Origin of the sequence: Shewanella sp. DNRA4, from assembly GCF_012843185.1 — a bacterium.
Classification (GTDB): Bacteria; Pseudomonadota; Gammaproteobacteria; order Enterobacterales; family Shewanellaceae; genus Shewanella; species Shewanella xiamenensis.
The window spans coordinates 185,412-211,152 of the sequence record NZ_JABAIP010000005.1 but is presented as its reverse complement, the minus strand read 5'-3'; the positions used below and the strand labels follow the sequence as shown (position 1 = coordinate 211,152).

General features: G+C 45.3%; 20 protein-coding genes. 12 read left to right on the top strand and 8 right to left on the bottom strand.

All coding sequences use genetic code 11. The annotated features are described in order from the left end of the window. Positions 1–96 precede the first annotated feature (96 nt). From HG547_RS07345 to HG547_RS07335, 3 genes are all read right to left on the bottom strand, one after another. Positions 97–1,203 (bottom strand): TRAP transporter substrate-binding protein, encoded by a 1,107-nt coding sequence (locus HG547_RS07345; RefSeq protein ID WP_169547460.1) that lies wholly within the window; start codon positions 1,201–1,203, stop codon positions 97–99. Positions 1,204–1,415: 212 nt separating this feature from the next. Next, positions 1,416–1,736 (bottom strand): BolA family protein, encoded by a 321-nt coding sequence (locus HG547_RS07340; RefSeq protein WP_037415031.1) that lies wholly within the window; start codon positions 1,734–1,736, stop codon positions 1,416–1,418. 134 nt (positions 1,737–1,870) lie between these two features. Then, the gene (locus HG547_RS07335) at positions 1,871–2,533 is read right to left on the bottom strand and encodes an alpha-ketoglutarate-dependent dioxygenase AlkB (RefSeq protein ID WP_169547459.1); all 663 of its coding nucleotides are present in this window, start codon (positions 2,531–2,533) and stop codon (positions 1,871–1,873) included. Positions 2,534–2,792: 259 nt separating this feature from the next. Between HG547_RS07335 and HG547_RS07330 the strand changes: the two genes are divergently transcribed. Continuing rightward, positions 2,793–3,926 (top strand): methyltransferase, encoded by a 1,134-nt coding sequence (locus tag HG547_RS07330; protein WP_169547515.1) that lies wholly within the window; start codon positions 2,793–2,795, stop codon positions 3,924–3,926. 211 nt (positions 3,927–4,137) lie between these two features. Further along, positions 4,138–7,290: a DUF2339 domain-containing protein gene (locus HG547_RS07325; RefSeq protein WP_169547458.1), complete on the top strand. Its 3,153-nt coding sequence runs from the start codon at positions 4,138–4,140 to the stop codon at positions 7,288–7,290. Positions 7,291–7,368: 78 nt separating this feature from the next. Here HG547_RS07325 and HG547_RS07320 read toward each other — a convergent pair whose 3' ends face one another. Beyond that, a complete protein-coding gene (locus tag HG547_RS07320) occupies positions 7,369–8,661 on the bottom strand; it encodes an aminotransferase class I/II-fold pyridoxal phosphate-dependent enzyme (protein ID WP_169547457.1) in 1,293 nt (430 codons plus the stop codon). Between the two features lie 593 nt (positions 8,662–9,254). Between HG547_RS07320 and HG547_RS07315 the strand changes: the two genes are divergently transcribed. Next, positions 9,255–9,653 carry a GreA/GreB family elongation factor gene (locus tag HG547_RS07315; protein WP_169547456.1) on the top strand — a complete coding sequence of 133 codons (399 nt, stop codon included), beginning with the start codon at positions 9,255–9,257 and terminating at the stop codon, positions 9,651–9,653. Between the two features lie 529 nt (positions 9,654–10,182). Here the strand turns inward: HG547_RS07315 and HG547_RS07310 are convergent. After that, positions 10,183–10,962 (bottom strand): helix-turn-helix transcriptional regulator, encoded by a 780-nt coding sequence (locus HG547_RS07310; RefSeq protein WP_169547455.1) that lies wholly within the window; start codon positions 10,960–10,962, stop codon positions 10,183–10,185. 186 nt (positions 10,963–11,148) lie between these two features. Here HG547_RS07310 and HG547_RS07305 point away from each other — a divergent pair, with 186 nt between their 5' ends. Together HG547_RS07305 and HG547_RS07300 are read left to right on the top strand one after the other, a co-directional pair. Next, a complete protein-coding gene (locus HG547_RS07305) occupies positions 11,149–12,039 on the top strand; it encodes a DMT family transporter (RefSeq protein ID WP_169547454.1) in 891 nt (296 codons plus the stop codon). A gap of 134 nt (positions 12,040–12,173) precedes the next feature. Beyond that, complete coding sequence (locus HG547_RS07300; RefSeq protein WP_047538426.1) at positions 12,174–13,805, top strand: methyl-accepting chemotaxis protein; 1,632 nt, start codon at positions 12,174–12,176, stop codon at positions 13,803–13,805. Positions 13,806–13,954: 149 nt separating this feature from the next. On the opposite strand, the gene HG547_RS07295 is transcribed toward HG547_RS07300, so the two are convergent. Next, positions 13,955–14,794 (bottom strand): FAD:protein FMN transferase, encoded by an 840-nt coding sequence (locus HG547_RS07295; protein WP_169547453.1) that lies wholly within the window; start codon positions 14,792–14,794, stop codon positions 13,955–13,957. A gap of 562 nt (positions 14,795–15,356) precedes the next feature. Here HG547_RS07295 and HG547_RS07290 point away from each other — a divergent pair. From HG547_RS07290 to HG547_RS07275, 4 genes are all read left to right on the top strand, one after another. After that, positions 15,357–16,694, top strand: a complete 1,338-nt coding sequence (locus HG547_RS07290) for a Na+/H+ antiporter NhaC family protein (RefSeq protein ID WP_169547452.1) — start codon at positions 15,357–15,359, stop codon at positions 16,692–16,694. Positions 16,695–16,884: 190 nt separating this feature from the next. Next, the gene (locus HG547_RS07285; RefSeq protein ID WP_047538423.1) at positions 16,885–17,580 is read left to right on the top strand and encodes a hypothetical protein; all 696 of its coding nucleotides are present in this window, start codon (positions 16,885–16,887) and stop codon (positions 17,578–17,580) included. 11 nt (positions 17,581–17,591) lie between these two features. Continuing rightward, positions 17,592–18,356, top strand: a complete 765-nt coding sequence (locus HG547_RS07280) for a 23S rRNA pseudouridine(2604) synthase RluF (RefSeq protein ID WP_169547451.1) — start codon at positions 17,592–17,594, stop codon at positions 18,354–18,356. A 371-nt stretch (positions 18,357–18,727) separates the two neighbouring features. Then, entirely contained in the window at positions 18,728–18,997 is a 270-nt protein-coding gene (locus tag HG547_RS07275) for a hypothetical protein (protein WP_169547450.1), read from the top strand. Positions 18,998–19,004: 7 nt separating this feature from the next. On the opposite strand, the gene HG547_RS07270 is transcribed toward HG547_RS07275, so the two are convergent. Both HG547_RS07270 and HG547_RS07265 read right to left on the bottom strand, forming a co-directional pair. Next, positions 19,005–19,625, bottom strand: a complete 621-nt coding sequence (locus HG547_RS07270; protein ID WP_169547449.1) for a LysE family translocator — start codon at positions 19,623–19,625, stop codon at positions 19,005–19,007. 86 nt (positions 19,626–19,711) lie between these two features. Next, a complete protein-coding gene (locus tag HG547_RS07265) occupies positions 19,712–21,262 on the bottom strand; it encodes a peptidase S10 (RefSeq protein ID WP_248278713.1) in 1,551 nt (516 codons plus the stop codon). Between the two features lie 203 nt (positions 21,263–21,465). On the opposite strand from HG547_RS07265, the gene HG547_RS07260 reads away from it, so the two are divergent. The 3 genes from HG547_RS07260 (at position 21,466) to ccoG (ending at position 25,576) form a co-directional block, all read left to right on the top strand. Continuing rightward, entirely contained in the window at positions 21,466–22,011 is a 546-nt protein-coding gene (locus HG547_RS07260; protein WP_169547447.1) for a thioredoxin family protein, read from the top strand. 504 nt (positions 22,012–22,515) lie between these two features. Beyond that, positions 22,516–23,982, top strand: a complete 1,467-nt coding sequence (locus HG547_RS07255; RefSeq protein WP_169547446.1) for a sigma 54-interacting transcriptional regulator — start codon at positions 22,516–22,518, stop codon at positions 23,980–23,982. A 160-nt stretch (positions 23,983–24,142) separates the two neighbouring features. Further along, on the top strand, positions 24,143–25,576 hold the full coding sequence (gene ccoG, locus HG547_RS07250) for a cytochrome c oxidase accessory protein CcoG (protein ID WP_169547445.1): 1,434 nt from the start codon (positions 24,143–24,145) through the stop codon (positions 25,574–25,576). Positions 25,577–25,741: the final 165 nt, after the last annotated feature.

Sequence of the window (25,741 nt, the reverse complement as noted above, 5' to 3'; positions counted from 1 at the left end):
GCAAGCATAACACCAAACAGTAACAAGTTAACGCAAGATGAAATCATCTCATATCAGTAAGGTGCTAATATGAACATTTTGGGTAAATAGCCATCATTAATGCTGTCGTTGTTGGCTGTAAGCATCTTCAGAAATCTTATGGTATTCACGCACGCCTTGCTCATAAGCATGATAAGCCCTATACACTTTGTCCATCATGGGATCTTGTTGCGCCTGCTCTGCAATCACCTGTTGTGAGATCCGTTCAAGTTCAGTTAACACAGCAGACGGAAACGCCTTAAGCTCTACCCCTTCCTCTTTTACTAGAGTTTCAAGTGCACTGACATTACGCGTGGTGTATTCATCCAACATATCTTGATTAATGGCACGCGCAGCCGTCTTAACGATGGCTTGCAAATCTTTAGGCAGATTCTCAAAAGCGTCCTTGTTAATTAAAAACTCCATATTGGAACCTGGTTCATGCCAACCGGGATAGTAATAATATTTAGCCACTTTATGTAAGCCAAAAGCGAGATCATTCACAGGCCCAACCCACTCAGCCGCATCGATTGAACCAGTTTGCAGAGCACCATAGAGTTCTCTTCCTGGCATATTGACGGGCACAGCACCGACACGTTTAAGCACCTCACCACCGAGTCCTGGCATGCGGATCTTCAATCCTTTAAAGTCAGCTATCGTATTAATGGGTTTATTAAACCACCCCCCCATTTGCATTCCCGTATTACCACCAGCCAGAGGGATAATGCCAAAGGGACGATAGACTTCCTCCCACAGCGCCATACCACCACCATAATGTAACCAGCCGTTCATCTCTTGTGCTGTCATCCCAAAGGGAATTGAAGAAAAAAACTGGGAGGCGGGGGCTTTGCCCTTCCAATAATAGGAGGCTGCATGCGCCATCTGGATTTTACCTTGGCTAACGCCATCGAATACCGCAAAGGCAGGCATTAATTCTCCCGCGCCGTAGACGCTAATGTGCAATCGGCCGTGGGACATCTCATCGACAAGCGTGGCAAAACGCTCAGGGGCCATGCCTAACCCAGGAAAATTTTTTGGCCAAGAAGTGGCTAAACGCCATTCAATCACATCTTTAACAGGAGGCCCTTCAGCAACGGAAATAGACTCCGCATGTTGAGATGAGGGATTACAGCCAGTCACGCCCAAAAACAATACCGCTAATAACAGCCCCCCCAAATAACGCATCACGCACTCCCCGCAACAAAAACTGTTAACCACATGAAAAATAGCACTCTTTTTGTAGAAAATAGGCGCTTAACTCGATAAATAGAACATATTGTTAACACAGAATATTCGACAGGGGAACCTAAGAATGAGACCAATTTGACTTAAAACAAAAAGCCACTTTAATAAAGTGGCTTTTTGTTTTAAGCATGACCCGTCCTAAATAGCGTTAATTAGCCGCGACAATTGGGGGTTTTAGGCACCTCGACGTTCGTCGCCCATTCACTTTGAGTAAAGGTATGAATAGATAGCGCGTGGACACCATTAGCTAACTCATCGGCTAAACAGTTGTTCACTAAGCGATGACGGGCAAGTAAACGGAGCCCTTCAAATTCATCGCTGACCACCACAACTTTAAAGTGAGTCTCTGAATTAGGAGGTACATGATGACGATGACTTTCGTTAAGCACTTCTAAATAGGTTGGTGAGAAGCTCTCAGTTAACTTCTGATTGATGGTCTCAGCCACTGTGCTCTGCACTTGGGTATTGGACATATTCAACTCTCAATATGGGTAAATCCAGTGGCCGCAGAGTACTGCTTCAAGTATAAAAGATCAAATTTCAGCGCCCGTTTTGCAACTTAAAACCTAACAAATCAGACAACATTTTGAATTCAATAACCTTTCAATTATCCATGATAATTAACGATAAGTTGCCTAAATGTGTAGTTCCAACGAGGCTCTGTGACCTTTAGGCGCTTAGGTACACTGTGCAACCAGTCACGTTGCATAGGCCAGTGCATAATTAATAAATCACCACTATGTAAACTAATCGTGTATTTAAGCTTGCTATGTTTATGTTTCATCACAAAATCACGAGTCGCACCTAAGCTGATGGAGGCAATATCGCTGCCGTGGGCAATTTCAAGTTCATCATCACTATGGGCTCCCATACAATCCTGGCCATCGGCGTAACGGTTAACTAACACCCCATTACTGCCAAGGCTAAAATCTCGCTGCAATTTATCGCGTAATTTTTGCAGATACTGAGGCCAAGGCAAGGCGCGAATAAATAGCCCCGAATACATATAGTCACATCCCAAATCGCCATACCAAACCTGCTGGCGAGGGATCGAATGGTATCGTCCAAACACTTGAATTTGCGGGCGAGTAAGCGGATATGATTGCGCCTCATTAATCAACGCATTTTGCTGCGCCTTACCTAGATAGTCCCGCACTAAGGTGATAGGTGGTTCGAGTTGTCCAATATCTAGGCTTTCGATGGCAAGCACATCATCAGGTGTATCCAAAGGATAATCCTCAAATTCGAATCCTAATTCAGCTTGTTTCATACCCCCACCTTATTCACAGTTCGCTCTTTCGACAATCAGCCTAACACCAATGATTGTAGTGTTTTACGTAGGTTTGCGCAGCGTTGCGAGTCAACAGTGTATCCAGCCTCAGTCTGAGGATTCAAATTTGACCAGTAAACTTGGCTGCCATGGTACGGCATCAAAGACATACTTCAAGGTATACAAACTAAGGCAAACATCGCAAGCGGCCATGAAATCTGCGATAATCAGCGCCTTATTTTTATTGGCACAACACAACATGACGACACAATTTTCAGTAGCAGGAATAGAACTCGAACTATTTCGCTATCCCGCATCGCAGGAATCGAATCTTCAAGCGTGGGATGCCGCAGACGAGCATTTAATCAATAGTTTGATTGAAGGTGAACAACCAGCTGTGCCAACGGCCATTATTAACGATAGTTTTGGCGCCTTAAGTTGCGCCCTCTCGCGTATCAATCCCAACTGGCCGCTTCGCGTTGAAACCGATGCCAGAACCAGTTTTTTAGGTGCCGAACAAAATCATCATCGCAATCAATTGCCGATGGATAACCTGCAATGGTTTACCAGTCGCGACACCTTGCCTCAAGATGTCGCCTTAGTGTTGATAAAATTACCGAAGAATCTCACCTACTTTGCCCACCAGCTCATGCGCCTGTCACAGGTATTACCCGCTGGCTGTCGCGTCTTAGTTGGCGCAAAAGCCAAATCAATCAACGCGAGTTTACTGGCATTATTTGCTAAACACTTGGGGCCAGCGAGCGCCAGCCTTGCTTGGAAGAAAACCCGCGTGATCACTTGTATTAGTGATGGTAAGCCAAGAACACTGCCAAATGAAATCATTTGGGATATTCCAGAGTTTAACCTTAAAATCAGCAACTTAAGCAACGTATTTGCCGCCAACAAGCTCGATATTGGCGCACGCATTATGCTCGATAATCTGCCAAAAGGTGAATTTAACACGGTTGTCGACCTTGGCTGTGGTAATGGCGTGCTCGGGCTTCGTGCCGCCCAATTATATCCCAATGCCGATATCCATTTTATCGATGACTCCGAAATGGCTATTGCCTCGGCAAAGGCCAATTGGACAACCAATCAACTCCCCGAAGGTAAGGGACATTTTCATTGGGATGATTGCATGAGCCACTTTCCCGATAATGTAGAGCCTGATTTAGTGCTGTGTAATCCGCCCTTCCATCAAGGTGAGGCCATTACCGATCATATTGCTTGGCAAATGTTTTTAGATGCCCGTCGTCGGTTAAAAAATGGTGGGATTTTACATATCGTTGGCAATCGCCACTTGGCTTATCATGTGAAATTACAACGCTTATTTAAAAACTGCACCACCGTTGCCTCAAATGGCAAATTTGTCATCCTGCAAGCCCAAAAATAGTCCTTTCTACACCGCGAAACTGGCGCTAGCGATTAGCGCTGTTTTCGCAAAATTAGCTCAGATGCTCATCATCAGAATGTTCTGAACAGCGGCTTTTAACTAGCCGCCGCCCGAAGTTGTCAGTACAATCCGCGAAAGCAAATACATAAAACTAAACGACTTAGACTTTTATGTACCTGATTTATATGGATAGCGTATTTGGGATACTGATATGCCGTTAAAGGATGACGTAGAGCAACTCAAGGCAGAATTGACGCAATTAACGTTGCAGCACCTCGCGCAGCAATCTTCACTTGACCGCCAACTAGCTGAGTTCTCAGCCAAACTTGATACCTTAAGCTTAAAGCTTGAACAGCAAAATAATGGTTTCATTCACACGAGCAGCATAACTGAGCAATCTGCTGCCGAGTCATCCCCGATTGCGTTCACAACAGATGCCCACGCAATGGCGAGCCATGCCGCTCTGCAGTCCGAAACGGTTTCACATCCTATTGAGTCACAAGCACCAGCCACGTCACCTTGGCAGGATGATCCATGGCAGCGCCAAACTAACCCGCGCTCTCGCGAGCAACATGATTCGCCACAAGCCACTGATATCGAGCTGATAAAGCAAACTCGGGTAGAACTAGGTGTTCAAGCAACAAGTCAAGTAGAAGCCCAAGTAGAAGCCTTTTTATCGCAAGGCGTTGCCGCAATAATGGCGCCCTTTGTGGCCATAAAAGAACAGCTAAAAGGCTTCTATCAACATTATCAAGTGAAGGGCTTGGGGCCAGTGTTTTTAATGACTGTGGCCGGCATTATTACCCTCACCCTAGGTTTTGGTTATCTGCTGCAATATTCCATCAATCACTGGTTTTCTGAACTCGGTAAAGCATTACTCGGTTTTGGCTGTGCAAATGCGATTATCGCTGGCGGCATTTTTATCCGTCAAAAACGCCAAGGTATGGCCGACTTTGGCTCTGGAATCGTTGGATTAGGGCTGATCTTAAACTACCTGTGCGCTTATTTTATTGGCCCCTATTTTGAGATTATTCCCAACGGCGCCAGCTTTATTCTATTGCTATTGATTACCTTAGCGGGCTATGGCCTTTCAATGCGCCTCGATGCCAAAGTCATTGCGGTCATCGCCTTAATTGGTGGCTCAACGGCACCGATGATGCTGTTATCCCAAAGCTATGCGCCGCTGCAATATATTCCCTACTTACTGCTGATTGGTACTGGGGCATTAGCACAAAGCCGCAAATTGCAGTGGCCATTACTGCTTGAAATGACCGCCTTATTACATATCGCTTGTATTGAAGCCTTCAGCTATTTTGTCGATTTACCACTCCAGCAATGGCATGGCGAAGCTGTGCTGGCCGTTGTGAGTCTTAACGCGCTCTTTTATCTCTATGGGTTAGCTGGGCTTATCGTTAACTCATCGACAACATCACTAAGCCATAGGGTATTGGCACTGCCGATTGCGTTATTGGCTTTTGTGATCTTTGAGCTGACACAATTTACTGAGTTTGCAGGTGAAATCTTTATCGCTAACGCACTAGTCTGCGTAGGACTGTACCTTAAACTTAACAATCGGCTCGCTAAATCCCAATCTAGCCTCTTGCTAGTGTTTGGCGGAAGCTTTGCCGCCTTTGCGGCACTTTATCTGGTAAGCCATGATTTCTTAGGGTTAGTATTGCTACTCGAGGCAATATTACTGTTGTGGATTGGACTCAACGAAAAACTGATTTCAGTGCGCGCCGAAGCCTATGTCTTGCTAGTGATGGGACTGGTGCTCAATGCCTACAGCCTACTCTCGGGCTTGACCTTACTCGAACTCGGCGGCTTATCGCCAGTGGGTGCCCTTGGCTTCCCCCTTATCGCGTTAGCCTTAAGTGCTGGCGGATTGTTCTTTACGATCAATCAACTAACAAATAATGAATTAATACTTTCCAAGTTAGAAGGACAACTCAGCTATCTACTAAAAGAAAGCCTCAGCGGGTTTTATGTCGCGACGCTATTGATTACAGCTTATCTTGTTAGCAGTGATTACTACCTCGCCATTGTGCCACTCCTTAGCCTGTTACTCTTATATTTAAGTAGCAAAGACAAACTGGTGGTCAGTGAGTTTGCCGCCTGGCTATTGCTGCTACCATTGTTGTTTGCTGTAATCGAAGGCGTTACCCTCTCCGGCAGCATGAGTTTTAGTGCACAACCACTGATGGCCCAAATCGCGCGGATTGAATTGTTCGCCGCCCTATTGTTGGGTCATTATTGGTATCGTAGATACTATCCAGAATCCTTATTCGCTCAGGCCGCTAAACAGATACAAATCGGCTGTTATCTTCTTTTACCACTGTTTTTATTACCTAAAGTCATCCGCAGTTATTGGGAGTTTACCGCAGCCGCATTCTGGTTTAGCGGCCTATTCAGCCTTGGACTTGCCTATTTGGTTAGACACAAAGCCCTTGAGATTGAAACTAAAATTCTGACCTGGCTTGCCATACTCACCACAGCGAGCTTATGTCTGATTGAAATCTGGCAAGGGCTTATTGCGCTGCTGATTGGCATGCTTGTTATGGGATTTGTACTCATTCGTTATCGCACTCTCCCCGACAGGTGGCGGCTACTATTAACCCTTCAATGGCAACTGAGTCCCTATTACTTTGCACTGCCGCTGGCTGTACTTGTCTATGGATTAAATCGCACTGATGTGGTGGCTTGGTCGATGACGGCTTTAGCGCTCAGTGGCTACTTTGCACTATTACTCCAAAGAGGGACTAACCATACGGGTGAAAAGACCAGCTTATTCGGTCACATTGCCAGTGAAATCCAAGCCGCAGTGCGCTCAAGCTACAGTCTTGCCTACGGCCTTTGCCTTGGCTTAGCGCTGCTGCCTATCCTGCTGCATTTTGAGATATCGTTGAGAGTAGATTTAAATAATGCGTTACTGATCCTCTGCGAATTTACCGCCTTAGCATTGCTTGCCACGCTGATATTATGCCGCGGCGTTGCTATCCGTTTACATCGACGCTTCTTACCGCTGCAATGGTTGAAATGGGGTTGGCATGGATTACTTGCGCTCAGCTATCTCACCTGGAGTTATGTATTTGATAACATGATTGCCGCACCGCTCAGTGCGATTTTATTAGTGGTGCATGGCAGTGTATTGATGTTTATCAGCTTAAAACCCCAACATGCGGATATGATCCGCCTCGCCGCAGGGCTCTTTACCTTAGCCACGCTCAAGGTGTTATTACTGGATATGGCGTCCTTCGAACTGGTGCAAAAAGTGATCGCCTTTATGTTAATTGGAGTCATTTTACTGAGCGTATCTTACTTCTATCAAAAAGCGCGTAACCGCCTTCAAGAAGCAAATGAGTAAGAGACGTTTATCCTTCAAACGCAAAAGGCCGCTTCTGCTAGCGGCCTTTTTCAAACACATACGATGATATGACAAACTTTACATCACAGCTTTTTCCAGCGCCTGCGAAACATCGGCGATAATATCGTCGATATGTTCAATGCCGACGGAAATACGAATGAGATCTTCAGACACCCCAGCTCTAGCAAGTTCATTCGCATCCAGCTGCCTGTGGGTGGTGCTGGCAGGATGACAAGCTAACGATTTCGCATCACCAATGTTCACTAAGCGCAAAACCATCTTCAGGGCATCAATAAACTTACCTCCCGCGATTTTACCTTCCTCTGGCGTTGCCGCTTTAATACCAAAACTGATGATCCCAGAGGCTTTACCGCCAGTGATCTTTTCACAATTCTCACGGTAAGGACTGCTCGGCAGAGCACCATAATTTACCCAGCTAACGGAAGGATGCAGTATCAAGTATTCGGCCAATGCCAACGCATTTGAGCAATGGCGCTCCATTCTAAGGCTTAAGGTTTCAAGCCCCTGCAACAGTAAAAAAGCACTGTGTGGTGAAAGTGCCGCCCCCGTATTACGCAGCGGCACCACACGGCAACGTCCGATAAAGGCCGCAGGGCCAAAGGCTTCGGTGTAGACCACACCGTGGTAGGAAGGATCGGCCTGATTTAGCAAGGAAAAACGTTCTTTATTCGCCACCCAATCGAATTTACCCGAATCGATAATCACACCGCCAATGGTTGTACCATGGCCGCCAATGTATTTAGTGAGGGAATGAATAACGATATCGGCACCATGCTCAAACGGGCGACATAGGACTGGCGTGGCGACAGTGTTATCGACAATTAAAGGCACACCATGTTTATGGGCAATCTCGGCTAAACGTTTAAGGTCGACAATATTACCGGCGGGGTTACCGATAGACTCACAAAATAACGCCTTGGTTTTGGCATCGATTAAAGCTTCAAGTCCTTCAAAATCATCAAAGGCCGCCATCCGCACTTCGACTCCTTGGCGCGGCAGCGTATGAGCAAACAAATTGTAAGTACCGCCATAGAGCTGGCTGGTGCTGACGATATTATCGCCAACCTGAGTAAGAGCTTGAATCGCATAGGTAATAGCCGCCATGCCAGACGCCACAGCAAGCGCACCGATCCCGCCTTCAATGGCGGCAAGACGCTGCTCAAGTACGCTGGTCGTTGGATTCATAATCCGCGTATAAATATTCCCAGCAACTTTTAAGTCAAATAAATCAGCACCATGCTGGGTATCATCGAAGGTATAGGACGTCGTTTGATAAATAGGTACCGCAGCAGCTTTAGTCGTTGCCTCAGACTCATATCCGTGGTGTAACGCCAGTGATTCAAGTTTCATTTTTGCTTCCTTCCCCTGAAAAATTCCCAACCATTGCGCCTAAGCCAACACAAACATTGGGGGCACTTTGCGAAAATAGACACTAAAACCGCACAAGATTTGTGCACTGCACCCAAGCTACCAGACGGCCATCTAGAAGTCTAAACATTTTTATACATAGTGCTTTAAAATTTAACAGCTGCAATTAAATAACAAGTATTTTGAGTAAAATAAGTTTCACCCATTTATCCGTTATTATATTGTTATTAATATGACAATCATTTTCAGGCTTGCTTTATTTTTTTAGTTGGCCTATGGTATGGACAGTTTATTAGTCATTAATCATTAACTCTGTTAGATGATTAATTTAATCTTAAAATTATATGGAGATGTAGCCCGTGTTAAAAAATGCATTTTCATTACTCAGACTTAAGTCAGCTTGGTTAATGCTGAATACACTTGATTATTTATCCCGCGCGGCACGCCTGTCTCTTAAATTCCCAGTTTAAGCCGAGTGCTACTCGCACTCGGCATCTGATTACCCACATTTCAATTTATTGCTCCTATTTTTATGCTGGGGCTTAGCTGTTATCTAGCTCATATTTGGGGTAGCTATGTTTTATTCTTTTTTTAGTAATCTATTTCAGTCTTTTATGTTGAAAACAGAAACCTATTACTTGCAAAACAGTTTTAATGCCTCATTACGCCCCACCGCACTGGCGGCGGTGATAGCAAAGCTCGATCAACTTAAAAGTGAAGAAACCCTAGATAAAGTGACCGTTGGGCGTGAAGTGCTCCTCGTTAATCAACAGGATCAGCAGGAGTATCGTATAGAACTGGTATACCCACCTAGACACAAACAAAGAGCGGGTCGCTACTCTGTCATTTCCGATTTAGGTGTGAGCTTACTGGGGCGAACCAAAGGTGAATATGCTGAGGTAAATATTTTAGGTAAGCCCGTGCTGTTTATGGTGAAGGATATTTCACTTAGCAAGAGACAACCTAAAAATTAACGGAAAAAATAACAACTTTAGAATAAAGCATGTTCAAATTTCAGTGGCAACATGCTTTTAGGTCGCTATTTGCGGCGGCATCTAGCACAGGCATAAAAATATATTGGAGGATACGATTTTGAAGTTATTTACTGGCCGCGAAATAAATTAATAGCAGAGAGCTAACACTTACTCCTCTTAAAAACTTACTAAGTATGGCAGCGCTTATGTAGAAACCATAAAGAGGTCAAAGTGTTTTATCTCGCTCAGAATGCTTTAAATTATTCAAATTTATCGATAGATTAATTTGAACTAACTGTCGGTGAGAATGCGGCGCTACACTCGATAGTTTGACTTTACTTAATCTCATTTTAGTTAGGAGTATTTTCCATGAGTAAAGAAAAAGCGAAAAAACCGCCGATGAAAACCTTAAAAGAGAAGCGACAGGATAAGCGGAATCGCCAAAAAGCCTCCGATTAATGCCTGTTATAAAAATCCCTTAAATCCTCTCTTTTATGACATAGGGTGCGGCAATAGCCGCGCCCTATTTTTATGCCAGCTGGCGGCGATATTGCTCGGGTGAGTATTGAGCATATTTTTTAAACATCACAATATAGGGTGAAGTTTGGTTATAGCCCAATGTCAGGGCAACTTCTTTGATTGATAAGCCTTCACGTAGCAATTGCAACGAATAAATAAACTTATGTCGCTGACGCAATTCAGTAAAACTCATTCCAAGGCGGTCTTGGCAACGCCGAGCGAGTGTGCGTTCTGTGGTATGTAATTCACTCGCCCAGCTTTTAAGACTTATTTGACTGGCTGGCTCGAGTTCAAGTTGCTGCAAAATAGGTTGCAACAGTTTATCGGTACTCGAAGGCAAAAATTGTGGCTGCGCCTGACCTAAGATTAACTGGTCAATTAACACCTCAACCAAACGTTTATCCGCATCCGTTTGTGCAACACGCACCTGTCGCTGGCGGAGATCGTTCACTATTGCCTGCGCTATCGGCGTCACCACAAGTAAACAAGTTTCATCAGGAAAAACCTGCGCCCGACTGGCAACAATATTCAATGAGCAGTAATGGATACTGCGGCGGGTGTAACTCTCATGCTCTACGCCTGCTGGCACCCAAATCGCATATTGGGATGGCGACAAAAATCGTTGTCCAGCCGCATGCAACTCCATAATGCCACCACTGATCAGCTGTAATTGCCCCCAAATGTGGTTATGTTTTGGTGTAATGGTATTGGGCAGAAAGGCTTCATAGTTGAAGAAAATATCTGCCACTGGCGCTTGCTCCGAGCTAAGTGGATGGTAAACAGGGCGCATCGTACTCCTAAAACTCGACTTTATATCCAATCAAAACATCGATTGACGCGGTGGTTGTCTATCGAGGAACTGACATTGTCTTTTAAGCAATATTTATATCATAATAGACCAGCAATAATAGCGACTATCTATGACAGCACGTTTGCCACTTGGCATCGGCTCGTTTCCCCCAATGAAGACTGACCTATGTTGTATTTATTTCCACTACTCGCCGTAATGATTTGGGCGGGTAACGCCATTGTTAACAAACTTTCCTTTGGAATTATCGCCCCTGAAGCCATTGCCTTTTATCGCTGGTTTTTTGCCATGCTTGTGCTTACCCCTTTTATGCTCAAACCCGTCTTGAAAAAACGTAGAACAATCATTCCTCTACTACCGAAATTAGCAACCTTAGCCGCCTTAGGAATGGTATTAAACCAAAGCCTTGCCTATTTTGCCGCTGCGACGACAACCGCCACCAATATGGCATTAATCAACTCGATAGTGCCTATGGTAAGCCTGTTTTTGGCGGTACCTTTACTCAAGCAAAAGCTCTCGCCATTAGTCTTTGCTGGCAGTGTAATTTCACTACTGGGCTTAATGTTTATGCTAAGCCACGGGGATATGGCTAATCTGGCGATTGGGGTTACTGAGGGAGATTTATTATTACTTATCAGTGCGTTTGTGTACGCCCTTTATGGGGTACTGCTAAAACGCTGGCAGCTACCGATATCGACGTGGGAATCAGTGTATATTCAGGGCATTATCGCTGTGTTGATGTTAACTCCGCTGCTGTTTAGTGCGCCAAGCGTCACGATTAGCAGCCAAGCTGCACCACTTATTGTGTACGCCGCCCTTGGCGCATCACTCATCGCCCCTTGGGCGTGGATTAATGGCATTAGCAAATTGGGCGCCGAACGCACCAGTATTTTCTTCAATCTAATGCCAATTCTGGCGGCTATATTTGCGGCGATAATCTTAAATGAGACCTTAGCCGTTTATCACTACCTTGGCGGTTCAATGGTTATCTTGGGGGTAATGTTAGTGCAGATAAAGCCCAAACCTAAAATATCAGCCCTAAGCGCCTGTGCTGAATAAATCGACTCAATAGCCCCATATCAGTGGGGCTTTCCTACGATGATTCTCCTTAATTTTCTGTTGTTACTGCAAACCACAAAATAGCGACTAAGCTATTTAATAAGCAATTTTGTCAGTACGTTATGGAGTACCCTATGTTTAATAGTATTCGAGTAAAGTTTTCGCTGATGTTTGCCATTATGGCGACCGCCTTGATCGTTATGGCAATTACTGATGCTATGCAAAGCCGCTCAACTCTTAAGCAAATGCAGGAGTTTAGTCAGTTATTTAATCCTGCGATTTCAGCCATTCTCAACGCTGACCGCGATCTCTACCAAGCACAGCTAAGTGAAGAAGTGTTACTCAGGTCCGATCTGGGTAGTGACAGCCGTAAAAGCGAAATAGATAACTGGCAAGAGAATGTCGATCAGGCTCGCGATCGAATGGGGGAGTTTAAAAAACTCTTGCAGGATCATGCCCAAGTATTGCAATCCACCAATGGCTTTGAAGCACAGTTTTCGCTCTGGTATCAAGCCTCATCTGACGTGATAAATGCAGTAAAAAATAGTCAGTTCGACCTAGCAAGACAACTACACGAAAGCAAATCCAAAAAAGAGTTTAAAGCCCTAAGAAACATCTACAATGCCGCAGGTGAAGCCGCCGACAATCGCGTTAAAGAACTGGATTTACAAGCCACCGAGCAGGCTACAGCCCAAACTCAAATGTCAGTTACGATCGCTACGCTTGTCGCTATTGTCGCCCTCGTGATTGCCTACTTTGGCCCTAAGATTATTGTCAACGCGATTCAAGACATTACTAATAGAATTAATGATATAGTCGATGGCGATGGCAACTTAACCCAACGAATTCCTATCACTCGCCAAGATGAAATTGGCGAACTGGCCAATGCTTTTAACTTGTTCGTTGCCCAGCTGCAACAGATGGTAATCGCCATTATCAGTCAAACCAAAGATGTGAGCCATACCGTTGAAAACCTAGCGACTAAATCAGCTACCACCATAGGGATCAGCCACGAGCAGGAACAATTTGTCGACACCATAGTTACAGCCGTAAATGAAATGAGTGCCGCGGTAAGGGAAGTGGCCAGCAACGCCCTGCATACTGCTACCGAAATCACTAAGGTCAATGATCAGACTATTGAGGGGAAAAAAATCCTCACGCAATCGGTGCATCATATTCAGCAATTGTCTGAATCGGTTAAAAATGCCGTTGCTGTTATCGAAAAGCTCTCCGTCAACTCCGCTAACATTGCCTCGGTACTGGATGTGATCCGCTCAATTGCGGAGCAAACTAATCTGCTCGCTCTTAATGCTGCCATTGAGGCTGCTCGTGCTGGTGAACAAGGGCGTGGTTTTGCGGTGGTCGCCGATGAAGTACGTACTCTGGCGAGTCGTACCGAAACGTCGACTCAAGATATTCAGAGCATGATCGAAGAATTGCAGCGGGGCGTTAATGATGCGGTGAAGAGTATTGAATCAGGCGCCAGCCTCACCCATTCGACGGTTACCCTTGCCAGTCAGACACAAGATGCCTTAGATCAGATCCTAAATTCCACTTCTAAAGTCAGTGAGATGTCGACTCAAACCGCGACCGCAACAGAAGAACAAACTCACGTCACTGAGGAAATCAATCGTAACTTGACTGAACTGTCTGATAAAACAAGATATTGCAATATAGTGATCCAAGAAACACAGCAAATAGTGGTCAATACCCGAGCCATTTGTAGCAATCTACAAAAAGAAGTCTCGCGCTTTAAAGTCGCTTAAATAGAGGCATTTGAGATACTGGCCAAGCCTAAAAGGATTGGCCAGTTTTTATTTAAAACAATGGCTTGAAGAGAACAACCCGATAGGTATATCAAACTGCGGCACTTCAACCACACCGCCCTGGTACCGAGCATGTTTAAATATAACGGTTAACAGACTAACTGGCCGCCGAGCTGATTAATTTTATCTTTTGCAGCTTTAGCTGAAAGATAACCAGCCACCTTGGTTAGTGCATCTGCACGCCATGCGAAAGGCGCTTGAACGCTAACAACACGCTCATTAGACGCATCAAAGCTCATCATATCGACATTACCTGTCGGCAGTAATAATGCTGGACAACCTAGGCTCAATTGCTGCGAAACTCGTGAGCTTGCCAGAGCCATATTGCGGACTGTTATCTTCTGGCTTAATCCATTTGAGCCTCGACAAAGCACATCCAAGGAGGCAGAACCAAATACTCGCAAGTCCCCTCCCGCATTGACCCAACCACCAGAAACCCCTGCACGACGTAACTCACTTACTGCCATATCAACCGCATACCCCTTGGCGATACCGTCAAAAGTAACAATTAATGGCCGAGCTAACCGCGCTTGGTTCCCTTTAATTTCAATATCTTTCCAATCGCCCTGCAAAAGTAGCGGCATACCAAGGTAGCAAGGTAACGCCCCGCGAGACATCATTTCACCACCAATGGTGCAATTAAATAAGTTGTCGCTGGCTTTACCAAACCACTTGGCTAATTTAAATACCCTTAGACTATCTTGGCTTAGGGTGACCCAATGGCCAGGCTGACGGTTTAGAAGATTTAACTCACTATCTTGCTGATGAAAACTTAATAAACGTCCAATTTGTGCAATGCGAGAAAAAGCCGCAGTAATCGCAGCTTGAATGGCTTGCTCATCGAGTGTTGGTTGGCTGGGTTCTTCAACTACCGATTCGACTGCAATTTCAATTAACGTGCCCAGTAATGGCTTAGCTCTTCGTATCACGATGCTGCTGGCTATGTGAGGTGTGGATGAAGGATCACCGTTTTACCGCATCTGGTTACTAACAGCAAGAGTGGCCTTAGTATATTATGCGAAAAGATACCCGCAAAATTAAAATGTTAAAAACTAACATAACTCCTCACACTCTCAGCACGTAGTACTGTGTCAAAAACAACAGAAAACCTAACAACACCGAATCGTACACCAACTTAAGATCCACTAAACTGTATCAGCGGTGGAGGAAGAAATAGCCCCCTATTGCTATATTACTGAGTAATCCACATTTAGCATTGGCTAACAACAACCAGTAAATCATTAATAGAATAATTTTAATATACTGTTTATTAAGATTAAAAATTAAGACAAACCACGATTTAAACCTCTTTTTAACGAACAGATTACAACGGAAGTAAAAACATCTAGACGTCTAGATTGACAGTAAATTGGCAATCCAATATGCTTGGCACCAAGTTGCTAGGATATGATGCCAAGGCGACATAGATTTAGAGCGAGTTTGACTGCCAAGGAGCACGCAGACAACCCGCCGAGTAAAAGAGAAATTACATTGAGTCAATCAACCCAAACCACTGCACCGAGTAACCCGGCATCATTTGTTGCCCTATTACCCTTATTCGTTTTTTTAAGTCTGTTTATTGGCGCAGGCGTCTATTTCCAAAGCCAAGGTGTGGACTTTGCTTTCTATCAATTACCGAGTGTTATCGCTATTCTGCCGGCCATTATTTTGGCTTTGGTGCTATCAAAGCAAAAATTAAATCAAGCCATTGATACCTTTATTGGTGGAATTGGCCATAGCAATATTATTGCCATGTGTTTAATTTACTTGCTGGCTGGCGGCTTTGCGGCGGTAGCGAAAGCCACTGGCGGTGTCGATGCAACCGTAGCCTTAGGTTTATCTCTTATTCCCTCAAACCTATTACTTCCAGGCTTTTTTGTGATTGCCGCCTTTATTGCAACGGCCATGGGTACCTCTATGGGCACGATCGCCGCCGTGGCACCTATAGCCTTAGGCGTTGCCGAACAGGCACAAATTGATTATGCCCTGATGGCCGGCGCCGTGATGTCTGGCGCACTGTTTGGTGATAACCTCTCAATTATTTCGGATACCACGATTGCGGCCACTCGAACTCAAGGCTGTGATATGAAAGATAAATTCCGCGAGAACCTGATTTTTGCTATCCCAGCTTCACTGCTGACCTTTGTTGCCTTTGTCATCGCAGGACAAGGACAAGCCGATCTAGCCGCTCAAGAAATTGACTTTATTAAGGTGATTCCTTACCTGACGATTCTAGTATTAGCAGTTGCAGGACTAAACGTATTTGTCGTCTTAACCTTAGGCATACTGCTTGCGGGTGCCACAGGCTTGCTGACGATGGACTATGGCGTGATCCAATTTGGTAAGGATATCTACGCGGGCTTTAGCAATATGCAGGAAATTTTTATCCTGTCGATGTTAGTCGGTGGTTTAGCCGCGCTGATGCAGCAACAAGGTGGTTTAGCCTTTGTGAGCAAACAGATCGAAAAGCTCATCACCCGTTTCTCAAAAGCCCAAGGCGAAGCCTCATGCCGCGCGGCCGAATTAGGGATGGCGGGAATTGTAGCCGTGACCAATAGCTGCGTTGCTAACAATACGGTGTCGATTGTTGTCACTGGTGACATTGCGAAAGATCTCGCAGAAAAACACGGCGTAACACCTAAACGAGCTGCCAGTGTACTCGATATTTTTGCCTGTATTATCCAAGGGTTAATACCCTATGGCGCCCAAGCACTGTTAATCGCCTCGACATTTAGCATCACACCGCTAGCAGCCGTGTCCCATGCATGGTATTGCATGATCCTTGCAGCAGTAGCTATTGCAATTGTCATGTTCCGTAAACGCCACTGATGTAGTTAAGTATCACAAGGTTTATTGAAAGCAACACAAAACAAAGGGAGCCACTTGACTGGCTCCCTTTGTTTTAAAGGTTAAATGCAGCGCTATTTAGAATACTTGCCTTCATGAAGGGATTCAGGCAAGTTACACCCGATTATTCAACCTTGCCCCTTAACCCACACCACTATTCATTAAAAGCCAAATGAATCCAAGACAGCGTGAACCCAGTTTTTACGATTTACATCGCCTAATCACTTGGTTGATTGTGGGAGCCGCACTGCTCAGTGCGATAGGAGTGATGGTTGCACTGTATGGACAATACCAAACCATGGGCGTTAGCGCCCTATTTATCCGCGCCGATTTTTTAGGGGACTATACCCACTCGCCCCTTGCCTATGTGTTTAATTTAGGATTATTGGCCGCAGGGATTTGCATGCTGATCTCTATGGCTGGGCTGTACTTACTCAAGCTCGATAGCTTTAGCCAATATATTGCACTCACAGGAGTTTGGGTTGGCACTTCGGTGATTTTGATGGGCATTTTTCCGATTAACTTTTTAACCATGCATAGACTGGTTTCCACTAGCTATCTCTTAAGCACGCTAACCTTGCATGCCTTAGTGATTATTGCCGGAGTCGTTCCTAAACTTATCTGCCCAAGACCCTTGTTTTACTTGAGTTTATTAAGTTTTATCAGTGCTATTAGCCTGAGTTTACAACTGGATTGGAGCCAACTGGATTTTCCGCCCTGTGATATAGACAATCACTTCTGTTTGGTTAGTGCCAATATGTGGCTGCAAACGAACCTCAATATTATTTGGTGCTTAAGCCTTGCATTTGCGATGCGTCGTTTATCCAAAATCCTGTATTATCGCGCCCAAGTCCATCACCCGTTTTAACTTAATCGTTTATGCGTCTAGCTAAATACCTTGCCCAATGTGGTATCAGTTCACGCCGAGAGGCCTGCCGCTTAATCGAGGCAGGACGCATTACGCGAAATGGTAAGATTGCCACACATCACGACCCAGTCCAGCTCGATGCAGATGGTCAATGCCTTGATAGTATTTGCTTGGATGCAAAACCTGTATTAGGCAGCGAAACTCCCACCTATTGGCTATTCAATAAGGCCGTAGGTACAGATTGCCGTTTACTCAAAGACGATAAATCCAGCTTGATCCACTTACTACCGCCAACACCAAGACTCTACCCCGTCGGCAGATTAGATAAGGATTCCCGCGGATTATTGCTGCTCACTAACGATGGCGAACTCACCCACAAACTGATGCACCCCAGTTTTGCCCACAGTAAAACCTACCATGTGCAGCTAGAGAGGGCCTTCACCGATGAGTTTATTAAGCTAATGGCCAGCGGCGTAAAGTACAAAGAAGTAGATACTCTCCCCTGTAAAGTTCGTAGGCTTAGTGAAGATAGATTTGAAATAGTGCTGATCCAAGGCTTAAATCGGCAAATTCGGCGGATGTCCAGCGCCTTAGGTTATAAGGTTATCGATTTACAGCGAGTGGCCTTAATGACACTCAGCCTTGAAACAGTAAGCGAAGATAATTGTACAGAAAGCAAAGCAGCAACAAACACACTAAACACTCTACCAGAGGGAGAAATGCGACCGCTAACACCCACTGAAATTACAACGCTAAAAGCCGCACTAGCGATATAGTCAGATGAGGTGTGGTAACGAATCTCAGACCAATGTGACGTTACGCCCCATAAACCATTTATTCAGCTAAAAGATTTTACACTGTGCAGCGCTAACTAGATAACCTGAGCTCGGGATAGGTAGAGCCGCTGAATAGGCATCTTTTCGGGCCTCTGTGCGTTGGTCTGTCTAACCATAGCTCGCTATAGTGTACAACTGAGCGCCTTGATATGCGCGAAAATCTGCGTACTCAGTCAGAAAGAAAAGATTTTTCCTTTCAAAAAATCATTTATGACATTGATTTAGTTTATTAAATTTAGATTTTTCGACACTCGTTACCCCGAGTTCAGGTAAGGTAAATTATTATGCTTTCAACATGTGAGTGGTTTATTGTGAATTTAGGTGATGCGCTTATTTCACAATCAACATTAAGCGCACATCAATATCACCTAACCAAAGTTTATCAACAAGCTGGTAGCCCTGAGAATCTGCTGGCAGTATTTAAACATGAATCCCAAGATCTCCATTGCCACATAAAGCTATTTCTTACTTCGGAATTTCAAGAATTAGCAATGTTAGATGGCGCCGTAAGATGCGTGAAACCTAATTTTAGCGGTACTAGCTATTTGGCGGGCAATCCAAGTTATATGCTCAAAAAATAGTGAACAACTACACATAGAGGCTATACAGCACCCGTATTGCCAGCAGAATCAATACCACACCAGAAAGTTTATCAATCAAGCCCGCTTTTTCCCGCAACTTAGGCAATATACTCGAATGGGATAACACTAACGCAATTAAGGTGTACCAGAGCCCATCAACTACCAGTGGTGTTAGTACGATAAGTGCTTGACCTGTAAAACTACCTGCAACCATCACAAATTGGCTAAACAGCGCTAAAAAGAACAGCATAATCTTAGGATTGAACAGGGAAATCGCGATACCATCGCGCGCCGCCGTGAGCGTATCCGTCGCCTCCCCCGCCGTAAGTTTTGCCTGCATGCCACCGTTTGAGCGTAATGCTTGGATCCCCATCCATGCCAGATAGAGCGCGCCTAAAATCGCTATCCCATTAAAAACCAAAGGCGCATTTTTCAGCATTACCGCAAGACCAAGTAGCGTGACTAGCGCATAGACCCCTATGCCAATCGAGTGCGCCCAAGCACACACAATCCCTTTCCCGCGACCACCGCCTAAGGTATGACGCACGACCATCGCCAAACTCGGCCCAGGGGACATAGCGCCCAAGCAACAAATCGCCAATAGTCCCAACCAAGTACTAAAGCTCATTTTCACCCCTTTAAAGCATAAAAAGGCCCTCAAAAGGGCCTTCACAGGAGTGGCAGTTTAACACTGGCCTAGCAATACGGTCACTCTCATTTCACCCCGTTGGGATGATAAAAAGCGCGAATATCTTGCACCAGTTGCGCAAGCGATGCAGGCTCTACATACATCATATGACCCGCCTTGTAGTAATGCATTGTGACGCGGCTATTATCAATGCCGTTATCGGCAAAGGTATTTTCAGTCGCAAAGAAGGGCGTTGCGAAATCAAAATATCCGTTACCGACAAAAATACGCAAGTCTTTATTCTCGCGCTGCGCTTGTCCTAAATAGGGTGCCACATTCACATAATGCATTTGTTTACCGCTAATATTCCAGTTCCAGCCACGGTTAACATCGGTGGAAAGCACGTTGAAGGGGCGTGATAATTTAACCCCTAAATCCTCATACAGATATTGATGGATAGCCGCTGTATAAGCACCATCAATACCATATCCTGACGGGTCGTTATCGGTCGAGTCACCGCCACTGTCGTAATCTTTGCCAGTATAGCGACTGTCTAACCGCCCGATGGTCAAATCCTGATCCCTGAGCAATTCCTTGGTATAGCGACTCGCACTCACCCGTAAATTTACTCTGTCGAGGTAGGACTCACTCAGGCCCGTAAAACGCGCCAACTGTTTGCGTACAGCTTGATAATCACTTTGCGCTAAACGGCTGCCCTGTAATAGGGCTAAGGCGTAATCCTTAATAGCAAATTGACGCGCCTGTTCGACAAATGCTTCGAGCCCCAAGGCCTTATCGGCATCACTGACTTTGTTATGATAAAACGCAGTCGCCGCCATGGTCGGTAAAAAACCAATGTAGGGTTGGTTGTTACCCGGTTGATAGCGAGCGTGACTAAAGTCGAGAATCGATGAAATCAGCATCACGCCATTGACAGAGATATCGGTCCAGCCGCCTTGAAGTTCATCCACTAATGCCGCGGCTCGCGTCGTACCATAGCTTTCACCGGCAAGGTATTTGGGCGAATTCCAACGCTTATGTTTAATCAACCAACGGCGGATAAACTCGGCAATGGATTGGGCATCTTCTTTTACTCCCCAAAAATCGGTGCCTTTCTTCTCACCCAGGGCGCGGCTAAAACCGGTACCCACAGGATCGATAAACACTAAGTCAGATTCATCGAGTAATGAGTAATCGTTTGCTTCAATCCGATAAGGTGCCGCACCATCATCTTTGGCATCACTGGGCACAATCACGCGTTTGGGCCCAAAGAGTCCCATGTGCAGCCAAAGCGAGGCTGAACCTGGGCCACCGTTAAAAATAAACGTGACTGGGCGTTTACTACTGTCCTGCACATCATCCCTTAAATAAGTAATAGAAAAGATACTAGCCTGAGGCTCACCCTTATCATCCTCTAAAATGGTCTCACCACTAATGGCTTGATAACTAATCTTCTGATTTTGAATCGTCATTTTATGCTTAGTGGTCACCACCTCTGGCACTAACTTATCCACTTTGGCTTCGCCTTTTTGAGCAGGCTCGGCATGGCCGACCATGGACACAGTAAATAACAAGGGCAGCAACATACTTGCCCATGTTAGCCCTGCGGGCGTTGACTTTTTATTTAGCACTCGCATCAATTATCCTTTCTTTCTGTAATCATTATTTTGTGGTCTTTTTATTAGTGCACCAGCTTACAAAGACTGTGCACTCGGCGCAAAAGCACAATTGCAACTGAATGCGTCAAAGGTTTAATCGGCTTTTAAAACATAAATTCACGCAGATTTAAGCTGTTAGCCGCTAAGATAGAATGGATTATCGGAAACTTATGTAGGCATCTATGGGCACTATCACTCTCATCAGTCTGGTCATTCTCGCATTACTTGTGGGCGCGATTGGTCTGTTAATCTGGCAACGTAGCAAAGGTAAGCGCATTCCACTGGCGGTGATTTTTGTGTTGGGATTTTTCGCCGTTGGCCTAGGCGGAATTATCGGTTTTGTGCATAAAGGCGAAGATTATCAAGCCTATCAAAAGCTACAGTGGCGCACGCTGGCCCCCGAAAAAATCGCCCCACTGGTCGCCCAAGGCTACACAGTGTTTGTGGATATCACCTCAGACTGGTGCAGCATTTGCCAAACCAATAAGGCTGAAGTCACCCATAGGGAGCAAGTGGTGAATGCACTGATGGCCGACAAGATTATTTTGATGCAGGGAAATTGGAGCGAAGCCGATTCCACCATCGCGAACTACATGCAACATGAAGGAGTACCGGGTACACCTTACAATAAGGTCTATGGCCCAAGGGCGCCTAACGGCATAGTGCTGCCTTCAACACTCACCATAGAGGCCGTACTTAATGGCTTAGCCCAGGCTAAAGCCTTGTAATCTATTTTGCTTATTTGGCTTAATCTTCAAAAATGGAGTATTGAGAGCGCAATAAAAAAGGCTGCATCGCAGCCTTTTTGCACACTTCAAATCAGTAGAAAGCAATTTTCCGGAAAGGTGGGCAGAAAATCACTCCGTACTCTCAACAGCCGTCTAACCCCAAAACACTATAAAAATAGTTTTATAACTAGCGAGTTACTTAAATAAATATCTTAGCGAAGTAATGCATATTCCCATATAAGGGTAAGCGTACTGGTCTATTTCAACCTTGCCAACAATATTTATGAAACATTTTTATAACAATTTGGCAATTTAAGCCAGCACTAAATAAAACTTTCTATTGATTAAAATATAAGCTTTTTATTATCAATAAGTTAATGGTCAGACCTCTAAGCTAGCCTCTAAACCATTCTATTCAAACATTACAAAGCAACTCACGATATATCGCGACACGACTCAAGGGGTTATACTCTAGGCACTCATTCGTATTAAGGAATCAATTGAATGACATCAACACAGCCCGCCGCAATGCCCTTGGATAAACATTTTCTGCCAGAGAATCAGTTACTGCTCAATGCCGTGGGTGAAGGCATTTATGGGTTTGATTTAAATGGTAATGCTGTCTTTATCAATCCCGCCGCCGAGCGCATGACGGGCTGGAAGAATGAAGAGTTACTCGGCAAAAATATCCATAATTGCCATCATCATAGCCATGCGGATGGCAGTCATTATCCCCAAGAAGATTGCCCCATCTACAACACCTTAAAGGATGGGATAGCAAGGGAAATTACCCACGATGTGTTTTGGCGTAAGGATGGCAGCAGCTTTCCAGTGCATTACAGCTCTACGCCAGTCTATCGGGACAACAAACTTATCGGTGTAGTCGCGATATTTCGTGATATCAGTATTCAAAAACAAACCGAGCAGTCGCTACGCCAGGCTTTAGCACAGGTTCAAGCTCTGTCGGAGCAACTGGCCAGTGAGAATCATTATCTCCAAGCCGAGTTAGCCGATAAGACTGGCGATGTGGATATTTCGGGCAGTAGCGCGGTGATCCGCCATATGATCCAGCAACTGCATATGGTGGCCAATACCGACAGTACCGTATTGATTTGTGGCGAGAATGGCACAGGCAAAGAGCTGGTTGCCCGCAACTTACATCAACTGAGTCGCCGCAAAGATAAGCCCATGATCAGCGTTAACTGTGCGGCATTTTCAGCCTCACTGTTAGAGAGTGAGTTGTTTGGCCATGAGAAAGGCGCCTTTACGGGTGCGACTCAACAGCGCAAGGGCCGCTTCGAACTCGCCCATCAAGGCACCCTGTTTCTCGATGAGGTGGCCGAATTAAGTTTGGAGGCGCAATCTAAGTTACTGCGAGTGATCCAAGAGCAATCCTTTGAGCGACTCGGCGGCAGCGAAACCATCAAGGTCGATATTCGATTAGTCGCCGCCAGTCATCATGATTTACTCAAACGCGTTGAACAGGGCTTATTTCGAATGGATCTCTATTACCGCTTGAATGTCTTCCCAATCCAAGTGCCACCGCTCAGGGCGAGACTGGAGGATATGCCCGAGCTTGTCTGCCATATACTGCACTCCCTTAACCGTAAGCTGGGTAAAAAAATCCGAGGGGTAAGTCAAAAAGGCCTAAAAAAATTAATGGCCTACAGCTGGCCTGGTAATGTACGCGAATTGCAGAATATCCTTGAGCGTGAGGCTATATTATCTCAAACGGATATTTTACATATCCATGCCATGCCCACGAATCACCTACAGACTCAAACCGCGGCTTCACCATTACAAACCTTGGCCGAGGCAGAAGCACAGCATATTGAGCAAACATTAAAACTGCTGAACTGGCGTATTTCGGGCGCAAACGGCGCAGCCAGTGTACTCGGCGTCCCGCCAAGTACCCTCAGATCGCGAATGAAGAAGCTCGGGATTACACGTCAAATCACTAATGATGAATAGTCTCAAAAACGCGATATATCGCCAATTGACGATATATCGCGACTCACATAAAAACCAATCTAATTTAAATCAATAAATATCAAATAGTTAAATGCAAATTATTTTGGCCTAACGCTTGCTATAGGGGAGCCGAATCTTATTTAAGCCGTTAGGACAGCATATGCCCAAGAGTGACACCCAACACAGAGAGAACGCCAAACATCCCTCTGCCGAGCAATTTATCCCCGTAAAAAATATCCAGGCAGATGATAAGCCTGCACACAAAAGCAGTGGCCAGATTCATTTCCGAGAGCAGAAAGGCTATTTTCAGCGTCTCAGAACCACAATGAATAGCCTGTTAGTACTGCTGTTTTTTGCACTGCCGTTTATTTCATTTGATGGTCGGCAAGCGATACTGCTGGATGTGAGTCAGCAACAATTCTTCTTTTTTGGCCTCACGCTCTGGCCACAGGATTTCACCTTACTCGCTTGGGTGTTTATTGCCGCGGCTTTTGGCCTCTTTTTTATAACCGTGTTTTGGGGACGGGTCTGGTGCGGCTATCTTTGCCCACAAACCGCGTGGACCTTTATGTTTGTCTGGCTCGAAAGCCAAATTGAGGGTAACAGCAATAAACGCAAGTTGCTCGATAAGGCGCCATGGTCTGCGAGTAAACTCAGTAAAAGAACGCTCAAACACAGCCTGTGGGGATTAGCCGCCTTGATTACTGGCTGTGGATTTATCAGTTACTTCATCCCAGCTCGTGAACTCTACTTGGATATTTTTACTGGCAACGCCGGCTTTTGGACAACCTGCTGGGTATGGTTTTTCGCGATTTGCACTTACTTAAACGCTGGCTGGATGCGCGAACAAATGTGCTTACACTGCTGTCCTTATGCGCGCTTTCAGGCCGTGATGTTCGATGCCAACACAAAAACCGTGACCTATGATGCCACACGCGGCGAAGCACGCGGCCCCCGTAAACGCAAGCAACAAACCGAACTCGGTGATTGTGTTGACTGTAACTTATGTGTTGAGGTCTGCCCGACGGGGATTGATATTCGCCAAGGCCTTCAATACGAGTGCATTAACTGCGGCGCCTGTGTCGATGCCTGTAATGAAACCATGCAAAAATTCGACTACAAACAAAACCTAATTAGCTATGTCAGCGAGAATGAATTAAAGGGCATCACCCATTCCAATTTGCGCTCGCCACGCTTTTTAGGTTACGGCGCTGCCGTTGTTATTATGTTGGTTGTAATAGGTTTAGATCTCTCCAGTCGCAGTGAGATTCAGCTTAACGTCATTCGCGACAGACAGAGTCTGTACCGCGAAACCGCCGATAATAAAGTTGAAAATACCTACCAGCTGAAGATCCGTAACAAGACTCAACAAACCAAGCAATACCAACTCGCGGTCAACAGCGAAATGCCATTCAGCTTAATTGCCGACCCGGTAATCACCCTCGCGGCAGGTGAACAAGCAGATTACCCCGTGACAGTATTAGCCGATAAGAATGCAATCCCTGCGGGACGCAAACTTATCGAATTCTCGGTAACTGATGTCAACGAACCCAAACAAAGCGTCAGCCAAGAAACCGGCTTCTTTAGCCCTTAATTCATAGCCTCAATGCTCCCATTTAGCCGTAGACAACCAATAAGACGCCATCGATTGAGCGTCTTATTGGTTTTTAAAATGGCCACATCCTATTGCGCGCCCTTTTCTTTCCCCCAATTCAGCTAACAATTGCTATAAAAATGCCCCTAAAACATCAACACGCCC